Below are 17371 nucleotides of genomic sequence, written 5' to 3'. Positions count from 1 at the left end.
ATGCGGCCGGCCGGATGGTCAGGCCAGCGATGAGAGCCGTTCCTTGACGATCATCGACCCGTCGGGCTGGGTCTGTACGAAACCACGCTCTTCGAGGTCTTTCATGACCCGGCTGACCATCTCGCGCGAGGCGCCGACCATTTTGGCCAGATCTTGGCGCGATATCTTGTCGCGCACCTTGAGGTTGCCCGCGCCGTCGTCGACGGCGAATTCGAGCAGCGAGCGGGCGACGCGGCCATAGACGTCCATGAGCGCCAGCGACTCGATCTTGCGGTCAGCGTGGCGCAGTCTCGAAACCAGGCCCCGCATGATGTTGTAGGACATCGAGGAGTTCTCGGGCAGGCAGCGCGAAAAGGCCTCGCGACCGAGCGTGAGCACGTCGGTCTGGACTTCGGTGCGGACGGTGGCCGAGTGCGGCTCGTCGTCGATCAGGCTCATCTCACCGATGTAATCGCCCGGCTGCAGCGTGGCCAGGATGACCTCGCGGCCACGGCTGTCGGTGCTCATGACCCTGGCCCGGCCGGTCAGGATGATGTACAGCGCGTCTGACTTCTTGCCCTGCTCGACGACCACCTCGGCACGCTTGAAGCGCTTCTTGACGATCGCGTCGGCAATGCTCGCCGACTGAGATGGCGTGAGGGCCGAAAACAGCGGCACACGACGGAGCAATTCAAGATTGGAAAGCATCGACATCCATCAACCCCCGGTTCTACCGCGCAATTGAAACGCCCATGCATTAATACAATCGCACGCATTTAAAACAGCTTGCGCCCGGCCTTGAACCGAACGGTGATACTCCATACCTATCACCCTTGAAAATGTACACGCTGATGCAGCGTCAAACCTAGGTTTTCTACTCATGTCGTCCCCTACACGCCACGCGAAGGTCCTGATTCTGGGTTCGGGCCCTGCCGGTTACACCGCCGCTGTCTACGCTGCCCGCGCCAATTTGCAGCCCATGTTGATCACCGGGATCGCCCAGGGCGGCCAGCTCATGACCACGACCGAGGTCGACAACTGGCCGGCCGACGTGCATGGCGTACAGGGTCCGGACCTGATGCAACGCTTTCTGGAGCATGCCGAACGCTTCAAGACCGAGATCGTCTTCGACCATATCAACAAGGTCGACTTCAGCAAGCGTCCGTTCACCCTGACCGGCGACAGCGGCACGTACACCTGCGATTCCCTCGTGATCGCCACCGGGGCCTCGGCCAAGTACTTGGGCCTCGAGTCGGAACAGCACTTCATGGGCCGCGGCGTGTCGGGCTGTGCGACCTGCGACGGATTCTTCTATCGCGAGCAGGAGGTCTGCGTGATCGGCGGCGGCAACACTGCCGTCGAAGAGGCGCTGTATCTGTCGAACATTGCCAGCAAGGTCACGTTGGTGCACCGCCGCGACAAGTTCCGTGCGGAACCAATCCTGGTGGACAAGCTCCACGAGAAGGTCAAGGAAGGCAAGATCGCACTCAAGCTGCACAGCGCGCTGGACCAGGTGCTGGGTGACGACTCCGGGGTGACCGGCATTCGTATCAAGAACACCCAGACCGGGGCTACCGAACAGATCGATCTGAAGGGCTGCTTCATTGCGATCGGCCACCATCCGAACACCGACATCTTCCAGGGGCAACTGGAGATGAAGGACGGGTACATCATCACCCGCTCCGGCCTTCAAGGCTTCGCGACCATGACCAGCATCCCGGGCGTGTTTGCCGCGGGAGACGTGCAGGATCACGTCTATCGGCAGGCCATCACGAGCGCAGGCACCGGCTGCATGGCAGCACTGGATGCGCAGCGCTTCCTGGAGCAGGACGGCACGCTATGAACCTTCGCTGGGCCTTGTGGCTATAATCCGAGGCTTTGCCGAATTCGCCCCTGCTACTTCAGTAAGGGGCCGGTGAAGTCGGGATACCGCCACCCGTCCATGGCGAGGTCAAGCTGCAACCCACCCGCCACGCCTTTGTGCCGGATGCCAGCTGTTCAAGAAAGTGTTCCAAATGGCACGCGTATGCGAAGTCACGGGCAAAGGCCCGATGGTCGGAAACAACGTTTCCCACGCCAACAACAAAACCAAGCGCCGGTTCCTGCCGAACCTGCAATACCGCCGTTTTTGGGTCGAAAGTGAAAACCGCTGGGTGCGCCTGCGTATTTCCAACGCCGCGCTGCGCCTGATCGACAAGAATGGCATCGACGCCGTGCTCGCAGACCTGCGGTCGCGCGGCCAAGCCTAAGGAGCTGAACCATGGCAACGAGCAAAGGCGGACGCGAAAAGATCAAGCTGGAATCCACCGCGGGTACCGGCCATTTCTACACCACCAGCAAGAACAAGAAGACGATGCCTGAGAAGATGTCGATCATGAAGTTCGACCCGAAGGCGCGCAAGCATGTCGAATACAAGGAAATCAAGCTGAAGTGATTCAGCCTGTCCTTACTTAAAACCCGCTGCGATCCAGCGGGTTTTTTGTTGCCTCTGAACCGACCCTACTGACCACGTCGCGTCTAAAGCGGGCAATAAAAAAGCCGGCCCTCAGGCCGGCTTTTCAGTTCACGAACGCTGACGTGCCGCTCAAGCTCGCGCCGAACGAAGACGGGTGGAGAAATCACGCAAACCCGCGATCCCGCTAGCTTCGGCGCGGTGGCACCACGCTGCCAAGTCGGCGGCCAACTGTTCACGCGACTGCGAGGTGTTGAGCCACATCTGGCGCAGTTCCTCGCGCATGGTCACCATCTTGTCGAGCACCGGATGGGCGGCGCGAGCCTGCACCAGATTCACGCGGGCATTGGCCGGCACCTTGTCGTCGTCACGATGGAGCCAACGCTTGGCCACCTTCAGCGCCGACAGATCAGCACCCTTCGCTTTCAACTGCGCCAGTTCCTGCTGAGTCGCACGGCGCATCTCACGCGCATACCCTGCCATCACCTCGTAGCGATTGGCGATGAGCGCTTCGAGCGTCTTCTCGTCGGCCACCGGGCGCACATCACCCATCAGCAGCCTCGGCGGCAACTTCTTGACCTTGGCCCAACCGATCTTCTGCATCAGGCTGATGTAGACCCAGCCGATGTCGAATTCGTACTTCTTGACCGAGAACTTGGCCGAAGTCGGATAGGTGTGATGGTTGTTATGCAGTTCCTCGCCGCCGATGATGAGCCCCCACGGCGACAGGTTCGTGCTGGCATCGGTCGCCTCGAAATTGCGGTATCCCCAATAGTGGCCCAAGCCGTTCACGACACCTGCAGCCCAGAAGGGGATCCACAGCATCTGCACCGCCCAGACGGTGGCGCCGACCGCGCCAAACAGCGCCAGGTTGAGGATGAGCATCAGCCCCACGCCTTGCCATCCGAACCGGCTGTAGACGTTGTTTTCCATCCAGTCATTGGGCGTGCCGTGACTGAACTTGGCGATGGTTTCCTTGTTCTTGGCTTCGGCGCGATACAGCTCGGCGCCACGCCACATGACGGTGTCGATGCCGCGCGTTTGCGGGCTGTGGGGATCCTCTTCGGTTTCGCACTTGGCGTGGTGCTTGCGGTGGATGGCCACCCACTCGCGCGTGACCATGCCGGTGCCCATCCAGAGCCAGAAACGGAAGAAGTGCGACGGGATCGCGTGAAGATCCATGGCACGGTGCGCCTGCGTGCGGTGCAGAAACACGGTGACGCCGACGATGGTGATGTGGGTCGTCACCAGTGTGTACAGCGCGATCTGCCACCACGTGAGGTCCCACAAACCGTTCGCGAGCCAGTCGGCAGCCGCGTTCAGGATGGCAGAGTCAGGGAAAAACATTGGGTTGGGTGCTCCATGGCCACACGAAGGTGCAGCCTTCAGGGAACTCGCTATTTTAAAGGTTGGCCTCTCAAAAAGGGGTTAAATCCTTGTGGCCAAAGGAGTCAACGCGTCTCTTTGAGGGTTTCGCCCTATTTCCGCTGCCACACCGCAGCGAAGAAGCCGTCCGTGCCATGTCGGTGCGGCCAAAGCCTCAGATAGCGCGCCCCGCCCTCCCCTCCAGCGCACAGGCGCTCCGGATCGGCGAGTTTGAGGCCTTCCAGCAACGGCGCCACATCCCGTAACACGAAATCTGGATGGTCGGTGCCGAAGGCCTCAGCAATGGACTCGTTCTCTTCCGGCAACACGCTGCAGGTGGCGTAGACCAGCCGCCCCCCCGGCTTCACGAGCCTAGACGCGCTTTGCAAGATCGCCGTCTGCTTGGCCTTCAGCTCCTCGATCGCCGCCGGGCTTTGCCGCCATTTCAAATCCGGATTGCGTCGCAGCGTGCCCAGCCCCGAGCAGGGCGCGTCCACCAGAACCCGGTCGATCTTGCCGGCAAGGCGCTTGATGCGGTCGTCGCGCTCGTGCGCGATAGCCGCCGGATGCACGTTCGATAGCTTGCTGCGCGCGAGCCGCGGCTTCAGCGCATCCAGCCTGTGCGCCGATGTGTCGAAGGCATAGAGCCGGCCGGTGCTGCGCATGGTTGCGCCGATTGCCAGCGTCTTGCCGCCGGCGCCCGCGCAGAAGTCGACCACCATTTCGCCACGCTTGGCGTCCAGCAGCAGCGCGAGCAGTTGAGACCCCTCGTCCTGCACCTCGATGGCGCCGCGGGCGAACGCATCCAGCCGAGTCAGAGCGGGTTTGCCTTCCGTGCGCAAGCCCCAGGGCGAATACGGCGTGGCTGTCGCCTTGATTCCACCCAGACCCAGTTCTTTCTGCACATCGGCGCGCTTGTCGGTCAGGGCATTGACTCGCAAATCGAGCGGAGCAGGCTCCTGCAGACTCGTCGCCAATGCCCAGAATTCGCCACCCAACTGCGCCTTAAGGGGCGCCACGAGCCATTCAGGCAGGTTGTGCCGGTGCCTTTCCAGCAGATCTTCCTGACGAACGGCGTCGCACTGGTCGAGCCAGCGCTTCTCCACATCGCTCAGCGCGCTTTTCAGGAAATCACGCGGGCCGTGAAAGCCGAGGATGGCCATCCGGCGTTCCTTCGGCCCGCTGCCCGATGGCGAAAAATGATCGAACAGCAGCTTCTTGCGCAGCACGTTGTAGACGGTCTCGGCCAGGGTCGCTCGCTCGCGCGGCCCGAGCGAGCGATGCTCGCGGAAGTAGCGGGACACGACCTGATCGGCGGGATGTTCGAATTTGAGGGCCAGGCCGACCAGTTCGGCGCAGGCCTCGAGAAGGGCTCGGGGATGCATCGCCCGATTGTCTCAGCGCGCCCACCCACGCCCCGCACAATCGTCATCCATGACCCCTCCGACCGACGACGACCTGCCGCCCCTGATCGAAACCCCGCCCGGCCGCTACCGCCACTACAAAGGCGGCGAGTACGAAGTGCTGGGAACCGCACGCCACAGCGAAACGTTGGAACCCATGACGCTCTACCGCGCAGAGTACGGCGCGCGCGGCTTGTGGGTGCGGCCTGCGGCCATGTTCGGTGAAACGGTCGACATCGACGGGCGTCCGCAGCCGCGCTTCACCCGCATCGACTGACCGCACCGGCAGAGGCGGCGCCGCGTCGCGACTCATCCGCAGCGAACAGCGGTCACTTGATTGCGGGCATCCACCACAAGGTTCAACCGACTCGAATTGAAATCGAGCGTGACGACCTGGTCGGGCCTGAGTGTGCGAACACTCGACGCGCCAGCACGCGTTCGGGCCGTCGCTTCCAGCTGCGAAGTGACCACCTGGCCCACTGCGAACTTGGCCTTGTCCGCATCGCAGGCCCGCGCCGGCTCCGGCGCTGCGACGGTCGGCGGGGACGCCACCGGCGAGTTGCTCGCGGGCGGCCGCCCGGACGCAGTGCAGCCGGCCAGCAACAAGAAGGCCATGGTCAAGTGCGAAGTCCGTAACGCCGCGTTCAGGGCCCGTTCTCGAGACACGAACCTTGTCATTCTGTTTCTCCTAGCCAGTTGGCGATCGCCTGCGGATACACCCGATGTTCCTGCGCCAGCACACGGGCTGCCAAGCTGTCAGGCGTGTCGTCCGGCAGCACCGGCACCGCGGCCTGCGCCAGGATCGGGCCGTGATCGAGTTCCGTCGTCACTTGATGCACCGTGACCCCGGCAATCCGACACCCCGCTTCGATCGCACGCCGGTGCGTGTGCAAACCGGGAAAAGCCGGCAGCAGCGAGGGGTGAATGTTGAGCAGGCGACCCTGATAGCGCGCCACGAACCACGGCGTGAGGATGCGCATGAAGCCCGCCAGCACCACCAGCGCCGGCGCGTGCGCATCCACCGCATCGGCCAGCGCCGCGTCGAAGGCCTCACGGCTCGCATAGTCCGAATGCGGCACGACAGCGGTCGCCAACCCCTGCGACTGCGCGAGTGCCACGCCCGCCGCGTCCGCCTTGTTGCTGATTACCGCCACCACGCGTGCATTGAAGCGCCGCGCCCATTGCTCGCGCTCCGCGGCGCGCACGATGGCGGCCATGTTGGAGCCGCTGCCGGAAATCAGGATCACGATGTTCTTCATGGGAGGCGGGATTATCTGTGCTCGTTTCCACCCCCTCGCTTTGTCGCCGCGCGGACACCGCAAACAAGCACGACCGTGCTAAAACCCATCGGTTTCGACGACCGACCGACGCGCCGCCTGCCGCGGCGCACGACCAACACAGCGAGGCACGCATGGATTTGAGCTTCACGCCCGAAGAACAGAAGTTCCGCGAAGAGATTCGCGCATGGGTCAAGGACAACCTTCCCCAAGACATTTCCCACAAGGTGCACCACGCCCTCGAGCTGACGCGAGACGATCTGCAGCGCTGGGCCAAGATCCTCGGCAAGAAGGGCTGGCTTGGCTACGGCTGGCCGGTCGAATTCGGCGGCCCGGGCTGGACCGCCGTGCAACGGCATCTGTTCGAGGAAGAAACCGCACTCGCCGGCGCCCCGCGCATCGTGCCCTTCGGCCCGGTGATGGTGGCCCCGGTGATTCAGGCCTTCGGCAACGCCGAGCAGCACAAACGCTTCCTGCCCGGCATCGCGAGTGGCGAGGTCTGGTGGAGCCAGGGCTACAGCGAGCCGGGCTCGGGCTCCGACCTGGCATCGCTGAAGACCCGCGCCGAACGCCAGGGCGACAAGTACATCGTCAACGGCCAGAAAACCTGGACCACGCTCGGCCAGTACGGCGAGTGGATCTTCTGCCTGGTGCGCACCAGCAACGAAGGCAAGCCCCAGACCGGCATCAGCTTCCTGCTGATCGACATGAAGTCGCCTGGCGTGACGGTGCGTCCGATCAAGCTCTTGGACGGCGGCCACGAGGTCAACGAAGTCTTCTTCGACAACGTCGAGGTGCCCGCGGAGAACCTGATCGGCGAGGAGAACAAGGGCTGGACCTACGCCAAGCACCTGCTCTCGCACGAGCGCACCAACATCGCCGACGTGAACCGCGCCAAGCGCGAACTCGAACGCCTGAAGCGCATCGCGAAAAGCGAGGACGTCTGGGACGACGCGCGTTTCCGCGACGAGATCGCCAAGCTCGAAGTCGACGTGGTCGCGCTCGAAATGCTCGTGCTGCGCGTGCTGTCCGCAGCCACCTCGGGCAAGAACTCGCTCGACATCGCCGGCCTGTTGAAGATCAAGGGCAGCGAGATCCAGCAGCGCTACTCCGAGCTCATGATGCTGGCCGGCGGCCCTTTCGCGCTGCCATTGGTCCGCGAAGCCATGGCTGCAGGCTGGCAAGGCGACTTCCCCGGCGGCCATCCCGAACTGGCGCCGCTCGCCAGCACCTACTTCAATATGCGCAAGACCACCATCTACGGCGGCAGCAACGAAGTGCAGCGCAACATCGTCGCTCAGACCGTCCTCGGTTGAGCGCCACACAGCAGCAAGGAACGAGACGATGGACTTCAATTTCAGCGACGACCAGCAGCAGCTTCGCGACGCAGTCGCCCGGTGGGTCGAGAAGGGCTACGGCTTCGAGCGCCGCCGCGCCATCGAGGCCGCCGGTGGCTTCTCGCGCGAGGCCTGGGACGAACTGGCCGAATTGGGCCTCGGCGGCCTCTTCATCCCCGAGGACGACGGCGGCCTCGGCATGGGCCCGGTCGAAGGCATGGTGGTGATGGAAGAGCTCGGCCGGGGCATCGTGCTCGAGCCCTTGGCCCAATCCCTGATCGCCGGCGCCGCGCTTGCTAGCCACGCCGACGAAGACACACGGGCCGACTGGCTGCCGCGCATTGCCGGTGGCCAGGCCATGGTGGTGTTGGCTTACCAAGAGCGCAAGGCACGTTACCGGCTCGACGTGTGCGAGGCGAAGGCGACGAAGGATGGCGATACCTATCGCTTGCGCGGCACCAAGAGCCTGGTGCCGGCCGGCGACGAGGCCGATGCCTTCATCGTCCCCGCGCAGCTCGACGGCCGTATCGCCCTCTTCCTGGTGCCGCGCTCCGAAGACGGCGTGGCCGCGCGCGGCTATGGCACACAAGACGGCAGCCGCGCGGCCGAAGTGGTGTTTCACGACGCGGCCGCCACGCTGATCGCCGAGGACGGCCTGCCCGCGCTCGAGCATGCGGTCGACATCGGCATCGCCGCCGCCTGCGCCGAGGGCGTGGGCGCGATGGACAAGACGCTGGCGCTGACCGTCGAGTACATGAATACGCGCAAACAGTTCAACACCACCATCGCGAGCTTCCAGGCGTTGCGCCACCGCGTGGCCGACATGAAGATGCAATTGGAGCTGGCCCGGTCGATGAGCTACTACGCGACGCTGAAGCTCAATGCGCCGGCCGCCGAGCGGCGCCAGGCAGTGGCCCGCGCCAAGTACCAGCTCGGCGTGTCGATGCGCTTCGTGGGCCAGCAGTCGGTGCAGTTGCACGGCGGCATCGGCGTGACGGACGAGTACGCCGGCAGCCACTACTTCCGGAAGTTGACGCAGCTGGAGATGGTGTTCGGCGACACGCTCCACCACCTGGGCGAAGTCTCGTCGCGCATGCAGGACAGCGCCGGGGTGTTCGCCTGACGGCCCGCGCTGGTATCTTTGCGACCGCACGCGGCGCCCGCCAGCCTCGAGCCGGCGGGCGCTTTTTTCATCGCGCCCATACCTGGTCATGCACACTCGCCGACACCTGATCGCCTTCAGCCTCGCCACGACCATGCTCGCCGCCTGCAGCTCCGTGCCCTCCCTCGACGATCGGCCGCCGATCGTCTTCATGCACGGCAACGGCGACTCGGCGGCGCTGTGGCAAACCACGCTCTGGCGCTTCGAATCGAACGGCTGGCCGCGCGAGCGGCTGTTCACCGTCGACCAGCCTTTCCCTTTGGCACGCGACGACGACGGCGCAGCCCAGCCCGGGCGCAGTTCCACCGCCGAATCGATGACGTTCCTCAAAGCCGAGGTCGATCGCGTGTTGAAACTGACCGGCGCGCGCAAGGTGATCCTGCTCGGCAATTCGCGTGGCGGCAACACCATCCGCAACTACGTGCAAAACGGCGGTGGCGACCAGTTCGTGAGCCACGTGGTGCTCGGTGGCAACCCGGCCCACGGCATCTGGGCGGTGAAGGGGCTGCGCGAAGGCAGCGAGTTCTCGGGCCTAAGCCCCTTCATCCAGAAGCTCAACGCACCCAAGAACGCGGCCGGCGACGAGGTCACGCCCGGCGTGAAGTGGCAGACCATCCGCTCCGACAACAACGACAAATACGCCCAGCCAGACGGCCTGTGGATCGGCGCCAAGGGCACGGCCACGAACATCGGCTTCGATGGCCCGGCGCTCAAGGGCGCGACCAACCTCGCGTTGCCGCGCATCGACCATCGCGAGACCTCTTTCTCACCGGCTGCGTTCGATGCGACCTGGCGCTTCCTGACGGGTGCGGCGCCCCGCACGCTGCAGCCGTTGCCGGAAGACAAGATCGTGCTGTCGGGACGCGTCACGGGCCTCGGCCTCGATTCGCACGATGCCGCCAGCGGCAGCTTCGTCAACAACCTGCCGCTGGTGGGCGCGCGTCTGGCCGTCTTCGCCGTCGACGCGTCGACCGGTGCCCGACGTGGGCAGGCCGCCTGGGAACAGACCATCGCGCAGGACGGCCGATGGGGCCCGTTCCAGGCCCAGCCAGCCACGGCTTACGAATTCGTGCTGAGCGCGCCGGGCTACGCCACGACTCACATCTATCGAACCCCCTTCCCGCGGTCCAGCGCGGTCGTTCAACTGCGACCCGAGCGAATGGTCGAATCGGACCGTGATGCCAAGGCGCTCGTGATCTTCACCCGACCACGCGGCTACTTCGATGTGCAGCGCGACACCATGCGCCTCGACGGCCGGGCCGAGCTGCCCGGCGTGCCTCCGACGGGTGCCGGCGTGTCGAGCGCGAAGCTCAGGCTGACGGACGAGGCGCCGCGCAGCGTTGTCGGCGAATTCAACGGCGAACGCGTGGTGGGCCGGACCTGGCCGGCCGGCGCGGGCGAACTCAGCGTGCTCGAGCTGAGCTACTGACTACGCCTATGCGTGCAGCCGCGAGTTGTGCGGCAGGTGCGCCATCAAGAACTCCATCTGGTCCGCCAGGATGCGGCGGTTGCGCAGAATGAAGTCCTCCCACAGCGAGGGCACGTAGGGCGCATACAGCAGCGCCATGTTGGCCTGCTCGGGCGTGCGGCTGCTCTTGCGGTGGTTGCAGGGCTTGCAGGCCGTGACCACGTTCATCCAGCTGTCGACGCCGTTCTGGGCGAAGGGGATGATGTGCTCGCGCGTGAGGTCTTCCTCGTGAAAATGACCGCCGCAGTAGGCGCAGATGTTGCGGTCGCGCGCAAAGAGCTTGCTGTTGGTCAGGCCCGGGCGCAGCGCGAAGGGGTTGATACGCGGCACGCCCTTGGTGCCGATGATGCTGTTGATCGCGATCTGCGACTGCCTGCCGGTGACAGCGTTGTGCCCGCCGCGGAACACCGCGACCTGCGCGCCCACCTCCCAGCGCACCTCGTCCGCCGCGTAGTGGATCACCGCCTGTTCCAGCGATATCCACGACTGGGGCAGCCCTTGGGCCGAGAGCTTCAAGACCTTCACACACGCCTCCTCACAGTAAAAGGAAGAAGAACCACGGAAAGACCAGGACAACGGGCACCGGTCGAAGCCGACGCGCGACGTACTGCGTCACAATATACCGGCTTTGTGACAAAAAGCCCTCCGTGAGCCCATTCGGCGGGCCGGAGTGCTATCGAAAAGATATCGAACGATGCAGGTCTTCCGGGGTTTCAGGCATCCGGGCGTGGCTCCGGCCTGCGCCCTGACCATCGGCAATTTCGATGGCGTCCATCGTGGCCACCAGGCCATGCTGGGTTTGCTCAATACCGAAGCGCGCCAACGCGGGCTGCCCAGCTGCGTGCTCACCTTCGAGCCGCATCCGCGCGACTATTTCGCCCAGCTCACCAAGCGGCCCGAGCTCGCGCCCGCGCGCATCGGCACCTTGCGCGACAAGCTCGGCGCGCTCGCGGCCTGCGGCGTCAACCAGACCATCGTGCTGCCCTTCGACGCGCGGCTCGCCTCGCAGACGCCGGAGGAATTCATCCGTCACGTCCTCATCGAAGGCCTGGGCGTGCGCTACGTGCTCGTGGGCGACGACTTCCGTTTCGGTGCCAGGCGTGCAGGCGACTACGCGATGCTCGACGCGGCCGGCGACACGCATGGTTTCGACGTCGCGCGGATGAACAGCTACGAGGTCCACGGCCTCCGGGTGTCCAGCTCGGCCGTGCGCGACGCGCTGGCCGAGGGCCGCATGGTCGACGCGCAGGCCCTGCTCGGCCGGCCTTACGCGATCTCCGGCCACGTGGTGCACGGCCGCAAGTTGGGCCGCGCACTGGGCGCCACGGCACCGGGGCGCGACGACGGGTTCCGCACCCTCAACCTGCGCTTCAAGCACTGGAAGCCGGCGGCCAGCGGCATCTTCGCGGTGCTGGTGCACGGGCTGGACGACCTGCCGCTGCACGGCGTCGCGAATCTGGGCGTGCGCCCTTCGCTCGACGCCAACGACGTGAACGGCGGCCGCGTGCTGCTCGAAACCCATTGCCTCGATTGGCCCGCCCACCTGGGCCCCGAGGGGGCCTACGGTAAACTCGTCCGGGTGGAACTGCTGCACAAACTGCACGACGAATTGCGCTACACGAGCCTCGAGGCCCTGACGGCGGGCATCGCCAAGGATGGCCGCGACGCGCGTGCATTCTTTGCATCCAGCCACGCCGAGACCCGTCGCCAGACCACGCGCGATCGAATTTAGCCGGGCCCGCCCGCGCTTCCGCCCTTCTGCAAGCTCAGGGCGGACGGCTTTTTTCCCTTGCGCCGACGCCTTTTCCAAGGACTCGGGCCGAGCCTGTCGAAGCCCTGTTTCGAACTCCATCATGTCTGCTGACGCCGCCCCCACCGCCACCGACTACCGCGCCACCCTCAACCTGCCCGACACCCCGTTTCCGATGCGGGGCGACCTGCCCAAGCGCGAGCCGGGCTGGGTCAAGGAATGGAACGACGAAGGCCGCTACCACCGCTTGCGGCTCGCCCGCCACGGCGCGCCCAAGTTCATCCTGCACGATGGCCCGCCCTACGCCAATGGCCAGATCCACATGGGCCACGCGGTCAACAAGATCCTGAAGGACATGATCACGAAGGCGCGCCAGCTCGAGGGCTACGACGCGCTCTACGTGCCCGGCTGGGACTGCCACGGCCTGCCGATCGAAAACGCGATCGAGAAGAAGCACGGCCGCAACCTGGGGCGCGACGAGATGCAGGCCAAGAGCCGCGCCTACGCCACCGAGCAGATCGCGCAGCAGATGGTCGACTTCCAGCGGCTGGGCGTGCTCGGCGAATGGGACCATCCCTACAAGACGATGGATTTCGCCAACGAGGCCGGCGAGCTGCGTGCCTTCAAGCGCGTCATCGAGCGCGGCTTCGTCTACCGCGGCCTCAAGCCGGTGTACTGGTGCTTCGACTGCGGCTCGTCGCTGGCCGAGTTCGAGATCGAGTACGCGGACAAGAAGTCGAACACGGTCGACGTGGCCTTCAAGGCGCACGACCCTGCAAAACTGGCAGCGGCCTTCGGCCTGCCATCGCTGCCCACGGACGCCTTCGCCGTCATCTGGACCACCACCGCCTGGACCATCCCGGCCAACCAGGCCCTCAACCTGAACCCCGAGCTCGACTACGCGCTGGTCGACACCGATCGCGGCCTGTTGATCCTGGCCGCCTCGCTGGTCGAGATGTGCATGAACCGCTACGCACTCGACGGCAAGGTACTGGCCACGGTCAAGGGCGAGAAGCTCGGCGGCCTGGAATTCGAGCATCCGCTGTACGACGTGGATGCGGGCTACCGTCGCCTGTCGCCGGTGTACCTGGCCGACTACGCCACGGCCGAAGACGGCACCGGCGTCGTCCATTCCTCGCCCGCCTACGGCCTGGACGACTTCAACTCCTGCGTGTCGCACGGGTTGGCCTACGACGACATCCTGAACCCGGTGCAAGGCAACGGCGCCTACGCGGCCGACTTTCCGCTCTTCGGCGGCGAGCACATCTGGAAGGCGGTGCCCCACATCATCCAGGCCCTGCGCGACGCCGACCGCCTGCTGACCACCGACACCATCACCCACAGCTACCCGCACTGCTGGCGCCACAAGTCGCCCGTGATCTACCGCGCCGCGGCCCAATGGTTCGTGCGCATGGACGAAGGCGAAGGCGTGTTCACCAAGGACAAGGCGCCCAAGACGCTGCGGCAGATGGCGCTCGACGCCATCGAGGACACGAGCTTCTACCCCGAGAACGGCAAGACCCGCTTGCACGACATGATCGCCAACCGGCCCGACTGGTGCATCAGCCGCCAGCGCAGCTGGGGGGTGCCGATACCCTTCTTCCTGCACAAGGACACGGGCGAGCTGCATCCGCGCACCATGGACATCCTCGACCAGGCCGCCGGCATCGTCGAGCAGGGCGGCATCGAAGCCTGGAGCCGCGTCACCGCCGAAGAAATCCTGGGCGCCGAAGACGCACCGAGCTACACCAAGAGCACCGACATCCTCGAAGTGTGGTTCGACTCCGGCTCGACCTTCTCGCACGTGCTGCGCGGCACCCACCCCAACGTGCACCATGACTCCGGCCCCGAGGCCGACCTTTACCTCGAAGGCCACGACCAGCACCGCGGCTGGTTCCATTCCTCGCTGCTGCTGGCCTGCGCCCTCTACGGCCGCGCACCCTACAAGGGCCTGCTGACGCACGGCTTCACCGTCGACAGCCAGGGCCGCAAGATGAGCAAGTCGCTCGGCAACGGCATCGAGCCGCAAGAGGTCAACAAGAAGCTGGGCGCCGAGATCATCCGCTTGTGGGTGGCGGCCAGCGACTACTCGGGCGACATCGCCGGCGACGACAAGATCCTCGCGCGCGTGGTCGACGCTTATCGCCGCATCCGCAACACGCTGCGCTTCCTGCTGGCCAACACCAGCGACTTCGACATCGCGAAGGACGCGGTGCCGCTGGGCGAGCTGCTCGAGATCGACCGCTACGCGCTCTCGCGCGCCTCGCAGTTCCAGGCCGAGATCCTGGCCCACTACAAGGTGTACGAGTTCCACCCGGTGGTGTCCAAGCTGCAGGTGTATTGCTCGGAAGACCTCGGTGCCTTCTACCTCGACATCCTGAAGGACCGCCTCTACACCACCGCCCCCGGCTCGCGCGCGCGCCGCAGCGCGCAGACCGCGCTGTGGCACATCACCCAGGCCATGCTGCGCTGGATGGCGCCGTTCCTGAGCTTCACGGCCGAAGAGGCCTGGAAGTTCTGCGGCGACGGCCAGTCGATCTTCACCCAGGTCTACTGCGACCTGGGCCAGCCCGACGAGGCGCTGCTGGCCAAGTGGTCGCGCATCCGCGAGATCCGCGACCTGGTCAACAAGGAGATCGAGACCGTGCGCGCTGCCGGCCGGCTCGGCTCTTCGCTGCAGGCCAACGTGGCGCTGGCCGTGCCGGCCGAAGACCATTCGCTGCTGGCTTCGCTGGGTGACGACTTGAAGTTCGTCTTCATCACCTCCGCGATCACGCTGGCCCAGGGCGAGGCGCTGTCGGCGCAGGTCGCGCCCAGCACCGCCGTGAAGTGCGAGCGCTGCTGGCACTGGCGCGACGACGTGGGCCACGACCCCTCGCATCCGGGCTTGTGCGGCCGCTGCACCAGCAACCTGTTCGGCGCCGGCGAGCCCAGGAGCGCTGCGTGATGGCCGAGACCCGCTCGCTCGCCACGCCGCGCGCCGGCATCTGGCCCTGGCTGGCGCTGGCCCTGGTGCTGGTGGTGCTCGACCAGATCACCAAATCGCTGATCCTCGACCACTACCAGCTGGGCGATGCCACCTACATCGCCAGCTTCTTCAACATCGTGCGCGCCCACAACACCGGCGCCGCCTTCTCCTTCCTGGCCGATGCAGCGGGCTGGCAGCGCTGGTTCTTCACCGCCATCGGCGTGGGCGCGGCGGTGTTCATCGTCTGGATGCTGCGCTCGCACGTCGGCCAGAAGCTTTTTTCCTTCTCGATGGCCTGCATCCTGGGCGGCGCCATCGGCAACGTGGTCGACCGCATGATGCATGGCTACGTGGTCGACTTCCTCGACTTCCACCTGGGCGGGCGCCACTTCCCTGCCTTCAATCTCGCCGACAGCGCGATCACGGTGGGCGCGGTCTGCCTGATCCTCGACGAGCTGTTGCGCGTGCGCCGCGCCCGTGTGACCGAGAAGGTGTGAGGCGGATGACGGGGCGTATAGTCTTCGTCATCCAATGAAGCACCTGTTGAATCTGCTGGCGGCCATCGCGCTGCTGGTATGGGGAACCCATCTCGTTCGCACCGGCGTGCTGCGCGTCTTCGGCGCCAACCTGCGCAAGATCCTGGTGCACAGCATGCGCAATCGCTTCACGGCAGCGCTCTCGGGCATCGGCGTCACGGCCCTCGTTCAGTCCAGCACCGCCACCTCGCTGATGACGTCGTCCTTCGTCGGCCAAGGTCTGGTGGCATTGCCCGCCGCTCTTGCGGTGATGCGCGGTGCCGACGTGGGCACGGCGCTGATGTCGGTGCTGTTCTCGGCCGACCTGTCGTGGCTGTCACCGCTCTTCATCTTCTCGGGCGTGGTGCTCTTCATCTCGCGCGGCTCGACGCCGGCCGGGCGCATCGGCCGGGTGCTCATCGGCCTGGGCCTGATGCTGCTGGCGCTGCAGCTGGTGGTGCAGGCCACCGGGCCGCTCTTCTCCTCGCCGCCGGTGCTCGAGCTGCTGGCCTCGCTCGGCAGCGACGTGCTGCTCGAGATCACTATCGGCGCCGTGCTCGCCATCGCCGCATACTCCAGCCTCGCCGTCGTGCTGCTGGTGGCCGCCATGGCCAGCTCCAACGTCGTGCCGATGGACGTCGCCCTGGGCCTGGTGCTGGGCGCCAACCTGGGCAGCGGCCTGCTGGCCGTGCTGACCACCGCCAAGTCTGCCGTCCCGGTGCGGCAGGTCACGGTCGGCAACCTGTTTTTCAAGCTGCTGGGCGTGGCGATCGTAGCGCCCTTCGTCGGCTTCTATCTGCGCGAGGTGCGGCCGTACGTCTCCGACCCCACCCAGTTGGTGGTGCTGTTCCACCTGGCTTTCAACCTGGTGATCAGCATCGGCTTCATCGGCCTGACGGATTGGGTCGCGAAGCTCGTCAAGCAACTGTTGCCGGTACCGGCCGAGCCGCTGGCCATGCAGCGTCCACAGCACCTCGACCCGTCGGCGCTGTCGACGCCCACGCTGGCCATCTCCAACGCCGCGCGCGAGGCGCTGCACCAGGCCGACATCGTCGAGACCATGCTGATCGGCATGCTGAAGGTCATCCGCGACAACGATCTGCGCATGGCCGCCGAGCTGCGCAAGATGGACGACACGGTGGACGAGCTCTACTCGGCCATCAAGTACTACCTCACCAAGATCTCGCGCGAGGCGCTCGGCGAGGAAGAAAGCCGCCGCTGGACCGACATCATCAGCTTCACCATCAACATGGAGCAGATCGGCGACATCATCGAGCGGATCATCATCGACGTCGAAGACAAGAAGATCAAGAAGCAGCGCAGCTTCTCCGATGCCGGCATGCGCGAGATCGTCGAGATGCACGAGCGGCTGGTCGCCAACCTGCGGCTGTCGATGAGCGTGTTCCTCAACGCCAACGTGCGCGACGCGCAGCGGCTGCTCGAAGAGAAAGCCCGGTTCCGCGACCTCGAACGCACCTACGCGACCACGCACCTCGAACGGCTGACGGAGCGCACCACCTCGAGCATCGAAACCAGCTCGCTGCACATCGACCTGATCAGCGACTTGAAGCGCATCAACTCGCACATCTGCTCGATCGCGTACCCGATCCTCGACTCGGCCGGCGCGCTGTCGCGCACACGCATGCGCGACTCGCGCCTCAGCCCGATCGAGTGAACTGTCGACCCTCACGCTCC

At 65.4% G+C, this 17371-nt stretch carries 17 protein-coding genes; 11 read left to right on the top strand and 6 right to left on the bottom strand.

The genetic code is table 11. From position 1 onward, the window contains the following. Positions 1-18: 18 nt before the first annotated feature. A complete protein-coding gene (locus B0W80_RS25795; RefSeq protein WP_077002013.1) occupies positions 19-693 on the bottom strand; it encodes a Crp/Fnr family transcriptional regulator in 675 nt (224 codons plus the stop codon). 166 nt (positions 694-859) lie between these two features. Between B0W80_RS25795 and trxB the strand changes: the two genes are divergently transcribed. The 3 genes from trxB (at position 860) to rpmG (ending at position 2413) form a co-directional block, all read left to right on the top strand. Next, on the top strand, positions 860-1822 hold the full coding sequence (trxB, locus tag B0W80_RS25790; protein WP_077002012.1) for a thioredoxin-disulfide reductase: 963 nt from the start codon (positions 860-862) through the stop codon (positions 1820-1822). 172 nt (positions 1823-1994) lie between these two features. Beyond that, the gene (rpmB, locus tag B0W80_RS25785) at positions 1995-2228 is read left to right on the top strand and encodes a 50S ribosomal protein L28 (protein ID WP_077002011.1); all 234 of its coding nucleotides are present in this window, start codon (positions 1995-1997) and stop codon (positions 2226-2228) included. Positions 2229-2239: 11 nt separating this feature from the next. Then, positions 2240-2413 (top strand): 50S ribosomal protein L33, encoded by a 174-nt coding sequence (gene rpmG / locus B0W80_RS25780; protein WP_007830291.1) that lies wholly within the window; start codon positions 2240-2242, stop codon positions 2411-2413. Between the two features lie 150 nt (positions 2414-2563). Here the strand turns inward: rpmG and B0W80_RS25775 are convergent, their stop codons facing one another. Next, positions 2564-3778, bottom strand: coding sequence for a fatty acid desaturase (locus B0W80_RS25775; protein WP_077002010.1), 1215 nt, complete (start codon positions 3776-3778; stop codon positions 2564-2566). Between the two features lie 131 nt (positions 3779-3909). Beyond that, entirely contained in the window at positions 3910-5181 is a 1272-nt protein-coding gene (locus tag B0W80_RS25770; RefSeq protein ID WP_077002009.1) for an RsmB/NOP family class I SAM-dependent RNA methyltransferase, read from the bottom strand. A 49-nt stretch (positions 5182-5230) separates the two neighbouring features. Between B0W80_RS25770 and B0W80_RS25765 the strand changes: the two genes are divergently transcribed. Then, entirely contained in the window at positions 5231-5476 is a 246-nt protein-coding gene (locus B0W80_RS25765; RefSeq protein WP_077002008.1) for a DUF1653 domain-containing protein, read from the top strand. 32 nt (positions 5477-5508) lie between these two features. Here B0W80_RS25765 and B0W80_RS25760 read toward each other — a convergent pair whose 3' ends face one another. Both B0W80_RS25760 and purN read right to left on the bottom strand, forming a co-directional pair. After that, positions 5509-5814, bottom strand: coding sequence for an I78 family peptidase inhibitor (locus B0W80_RS25760; protein ID WP_083745644.1), 306 nt, complete (start codon positions 5812-5814; stop codon positions 5509-5511). A gap of 59 nt (positions 5815-5873) precedes the next feature. Continuing rightward, positions 5874-6458, bottom strand: coding sequence for a phosphoribosylglycinamide formyltransferase (gene purN / locus B0W80_RS25755; protein ID WP_077002007.1), 585 nt, complete (start codon positions 6456-6458; stop codon positions 5874-5876). A gap of 152 nt (positions 6459-6610) precedes the next feature. Between purN and B0W80_RS25750 the strand changes: the two genes are divergently transcribed. The 3 genes from B0W80_RS25750 to B0W80_RS25740 all read left to right on the top strand — a co-directional run bounded on the left by B0W80_RS25750 (position 6611) and on the right by B0W80_RS25740 (position 10404). Continuing rightward, on the top strand, positions 6611-7792 hold the full coding sequence (locus B0W80_RS25750; protein ID WP_077002006.1) for an acyl-CoA dehydrogenase family protein: 1182 nt from the start codon (positions 6611-6613) through the stop codon (positions 7790-7792). A 28-nt stretch (positions 7793-7820) separates the two neighbouring features. Continuing rightward, positions 7821-8936 carry an acyl-CoA dehydrogenase family protein gene (locus B0W80_RS25745; protein ID WP_077002005.1) on the top strand — a complete coding sequence of 372 codons (1116 nt, stop codon included), beginning with the start codon at positions 7821-7823 and terminating at the stop codon, positions 8934-8936. 88 nt (positions 8937-9024) lie between these two features. Beyond that, positions 9025-10404: an alpha/beta fold hydrolase gene (locus tag B0W80_RS25740; protein ID WP_077002004.1), complete on the top strand. Its 1380-nt coding sequence runs from the start codon at positions 9025-9027 to the stop codon at positions 10402-10404. 6 nt (positions 10405-10410) lie between these two features. On the opposite strand, the gene B0W80_RS25735 is transcribed toward B0W80_RS25740, so the two are convergent. Next, entirely contained in the window at positions 10411-10968 is a 558-nt protein-coding gene (locus B0W80_RS25735; protein ID WP_077002003.1) for an HNH endonuclease, read from the bottom strand. Between the two features lie 169 nt (positions 10969-11137). Between B0W80_RS25735 and B0W80_RS25730 the strand changes: the two genes are divergently transcribed. The 4 genes from B0W80_RS25730 to B0W80_RS25715 all read left to right on the top strand — a co-directional run bounded on the left by B0W80_RS25730 (position 11138) and on the right by B0W80_RS25715 (position 17351). Beyond that, a complete protein-coding gene (locus B0W80_RS25730; protein ID WP_077002002.1) occupies positions 11138-12175 on the top strand; it encodes a bifunctional riboflavin kinase/FAD synthetase in 1038 nt (345 codons plus the stop codon). Positions 12176-12296: 121 nt separating this feature from the next. Beyond that, positions 12297-15140 (top strand): isoleucine--tRNA ligase, encoded by a 2844-nt coding sequence (gene ileS / locus B0W80_RS25725; RefSeq protein ID WP_077002001.1) that lies wholly within the window; start codon positions 12297-12299, stop codon positions 15138-15140. Beyond that, the gene (gene lspA, locus B0W80_RS25720; protein ID WP_077002000.1) at positions 15140-15658 is read left to right on the top strand and encodes a signal peptidase II; all 519 of its coding nucleotides are present in this window, start codon (positions 15140-15142) and stop codon (positions 15656-15658) included. Before ileS ends, lspA begins: the two co-directional genes overlap by 1 nt. Positions 15659-15692: 34 nt before the next feature. Beyond that, positions 15693-17351, top strand: a complete 1659-nt coding sequence (locus B0W80_RS25715; protein ID WP_077001999.1) for a Na/Pi cotransporter family protein — start codon at positions 15693-15695, stop codon at positions 17349-17351. Positions 17352-17371: the final 20 nt, after the last annotated feature.

This window comes from Variovorax sp. KK3 (genome assembly GCF_001984055.1).
GTDB lineage: Bacteria > Pseudomonadota > Gammaproteobacteria > Burkholderiales > Burkholderiaceae_C > Variovorax.
This window is presented reverse-complemented; position numbering and strand designations above follow the sequence as displayed.

Bases quoted from the DNA above. Each gene is read 5' to 3' on its own strand.
- B0W80_RS25730 (WP_077002002.1), top strand. From the start codon at position 11,138: ATGCAGGTCTTCCGGGGTTTCAGGCATCCGGGCGTGGCTCCGGCCTGC.
- trxB (WP_077002012.1), top strand. From the start codon at position 860: ATGTCGTCCCCTACACGCCACGCGAAGGTCCTGATTCTGGGTTCGGGC.
- B0W80_RS25740 (WP_077002004.1), top strand. From the start codon at position 9,025: ATGCACACTCGCCGACACCTGATCGCCTTCAGCCTCGCCACGACCATG.
- B0W80_RS25760 (WP_083745644.1), bottom strand. From the start codon at position 5,814: ATGGCCTTCTTGTTGCTGGCCGGCTGCACTGCGTCCGGGCGGCCGCCC.
- B0W80_RS25750 (WP_077002006.1), top strand. From the start codon at position 6,611: ATGGATTTGAGCTTCACGCCCGAAGAACAGAAGTTCCGCGAAGAGATT.
- lspA (WP_077002000.1), top strand. From the start codon at position 15,140: ATGGCCGAGACCCGCTCGCTCGCCACGCCGCGCGCCGGCATCTGGCCC.
- B0W80_RS25795 (WP_077002013.1), bottom strand. From the start codon at position 693: ATGTCGATGCTTTCCAATCTTGAATTGCTCCGTCGTGTGCCGCTGTTT.
- B0W80_RS25770 (WP_077002009.1), bottom strand. From the start codon at position 5,181: ATGCATCCCCGAGCCCTTCTCGAGGCCTGCGCCGAACTGGTCGGCCTG.
- rpmG (WP_007830291.1), top strand. From the start codon at position 2,240: ATGGCAACGAGCAAAGGCGGACGCGAAAAGATCAAGCTGGAATCCACC.
- B0W80_RS25715 (WP_077001999.1), top strand. From the start codon at position 15,693: ATGAAGCACCTGTTGAATCTGCTGGCGGCCATCGCGCTGCTGGTATGG.
- rpmB (WP_077002011.1), top strand. From the start codon at position 1,995: ATGGCACGCGTATGCGAAGTCACGGGCAAAGGCCCGATGGTCGGAAAC.
- purN (WP_077002007.1), bottom strand. From the start codon at position 6,458: ATGAAGAACATCGTGATCCTGATTTCCGGCAGCGGCTCCAACATGGCC.
- B0W80_RS25745 (WP_077002005.1), top strand. From the start codon at position 7,821: ATGGACTTCAATTTCAGCGACGACCAGCAGCAGCTTCGCGACGCAGTC.
- B0W80_RS25765 (WP_077002008.1), top strand. From the start codon at position 5,231: ATGACCCCTCCGACCGACGACGACCTGCCGCCCCTGATCGAAACCCCG.
- ileS (WP_077002001.1), top strand. From the start codon at position 12,297: ATGTCTGCTGACGCCGCCCCCACCGCCACCGACTACCGCGCCACCCTC.
- B0W80_RS25775 (WP_077002010.1), bottom strand. From the start codon at position 3,778: ATGTTTTTCCCTGACTCTGCCATCCTGAACGCGGCTGCCGACTGGCTC.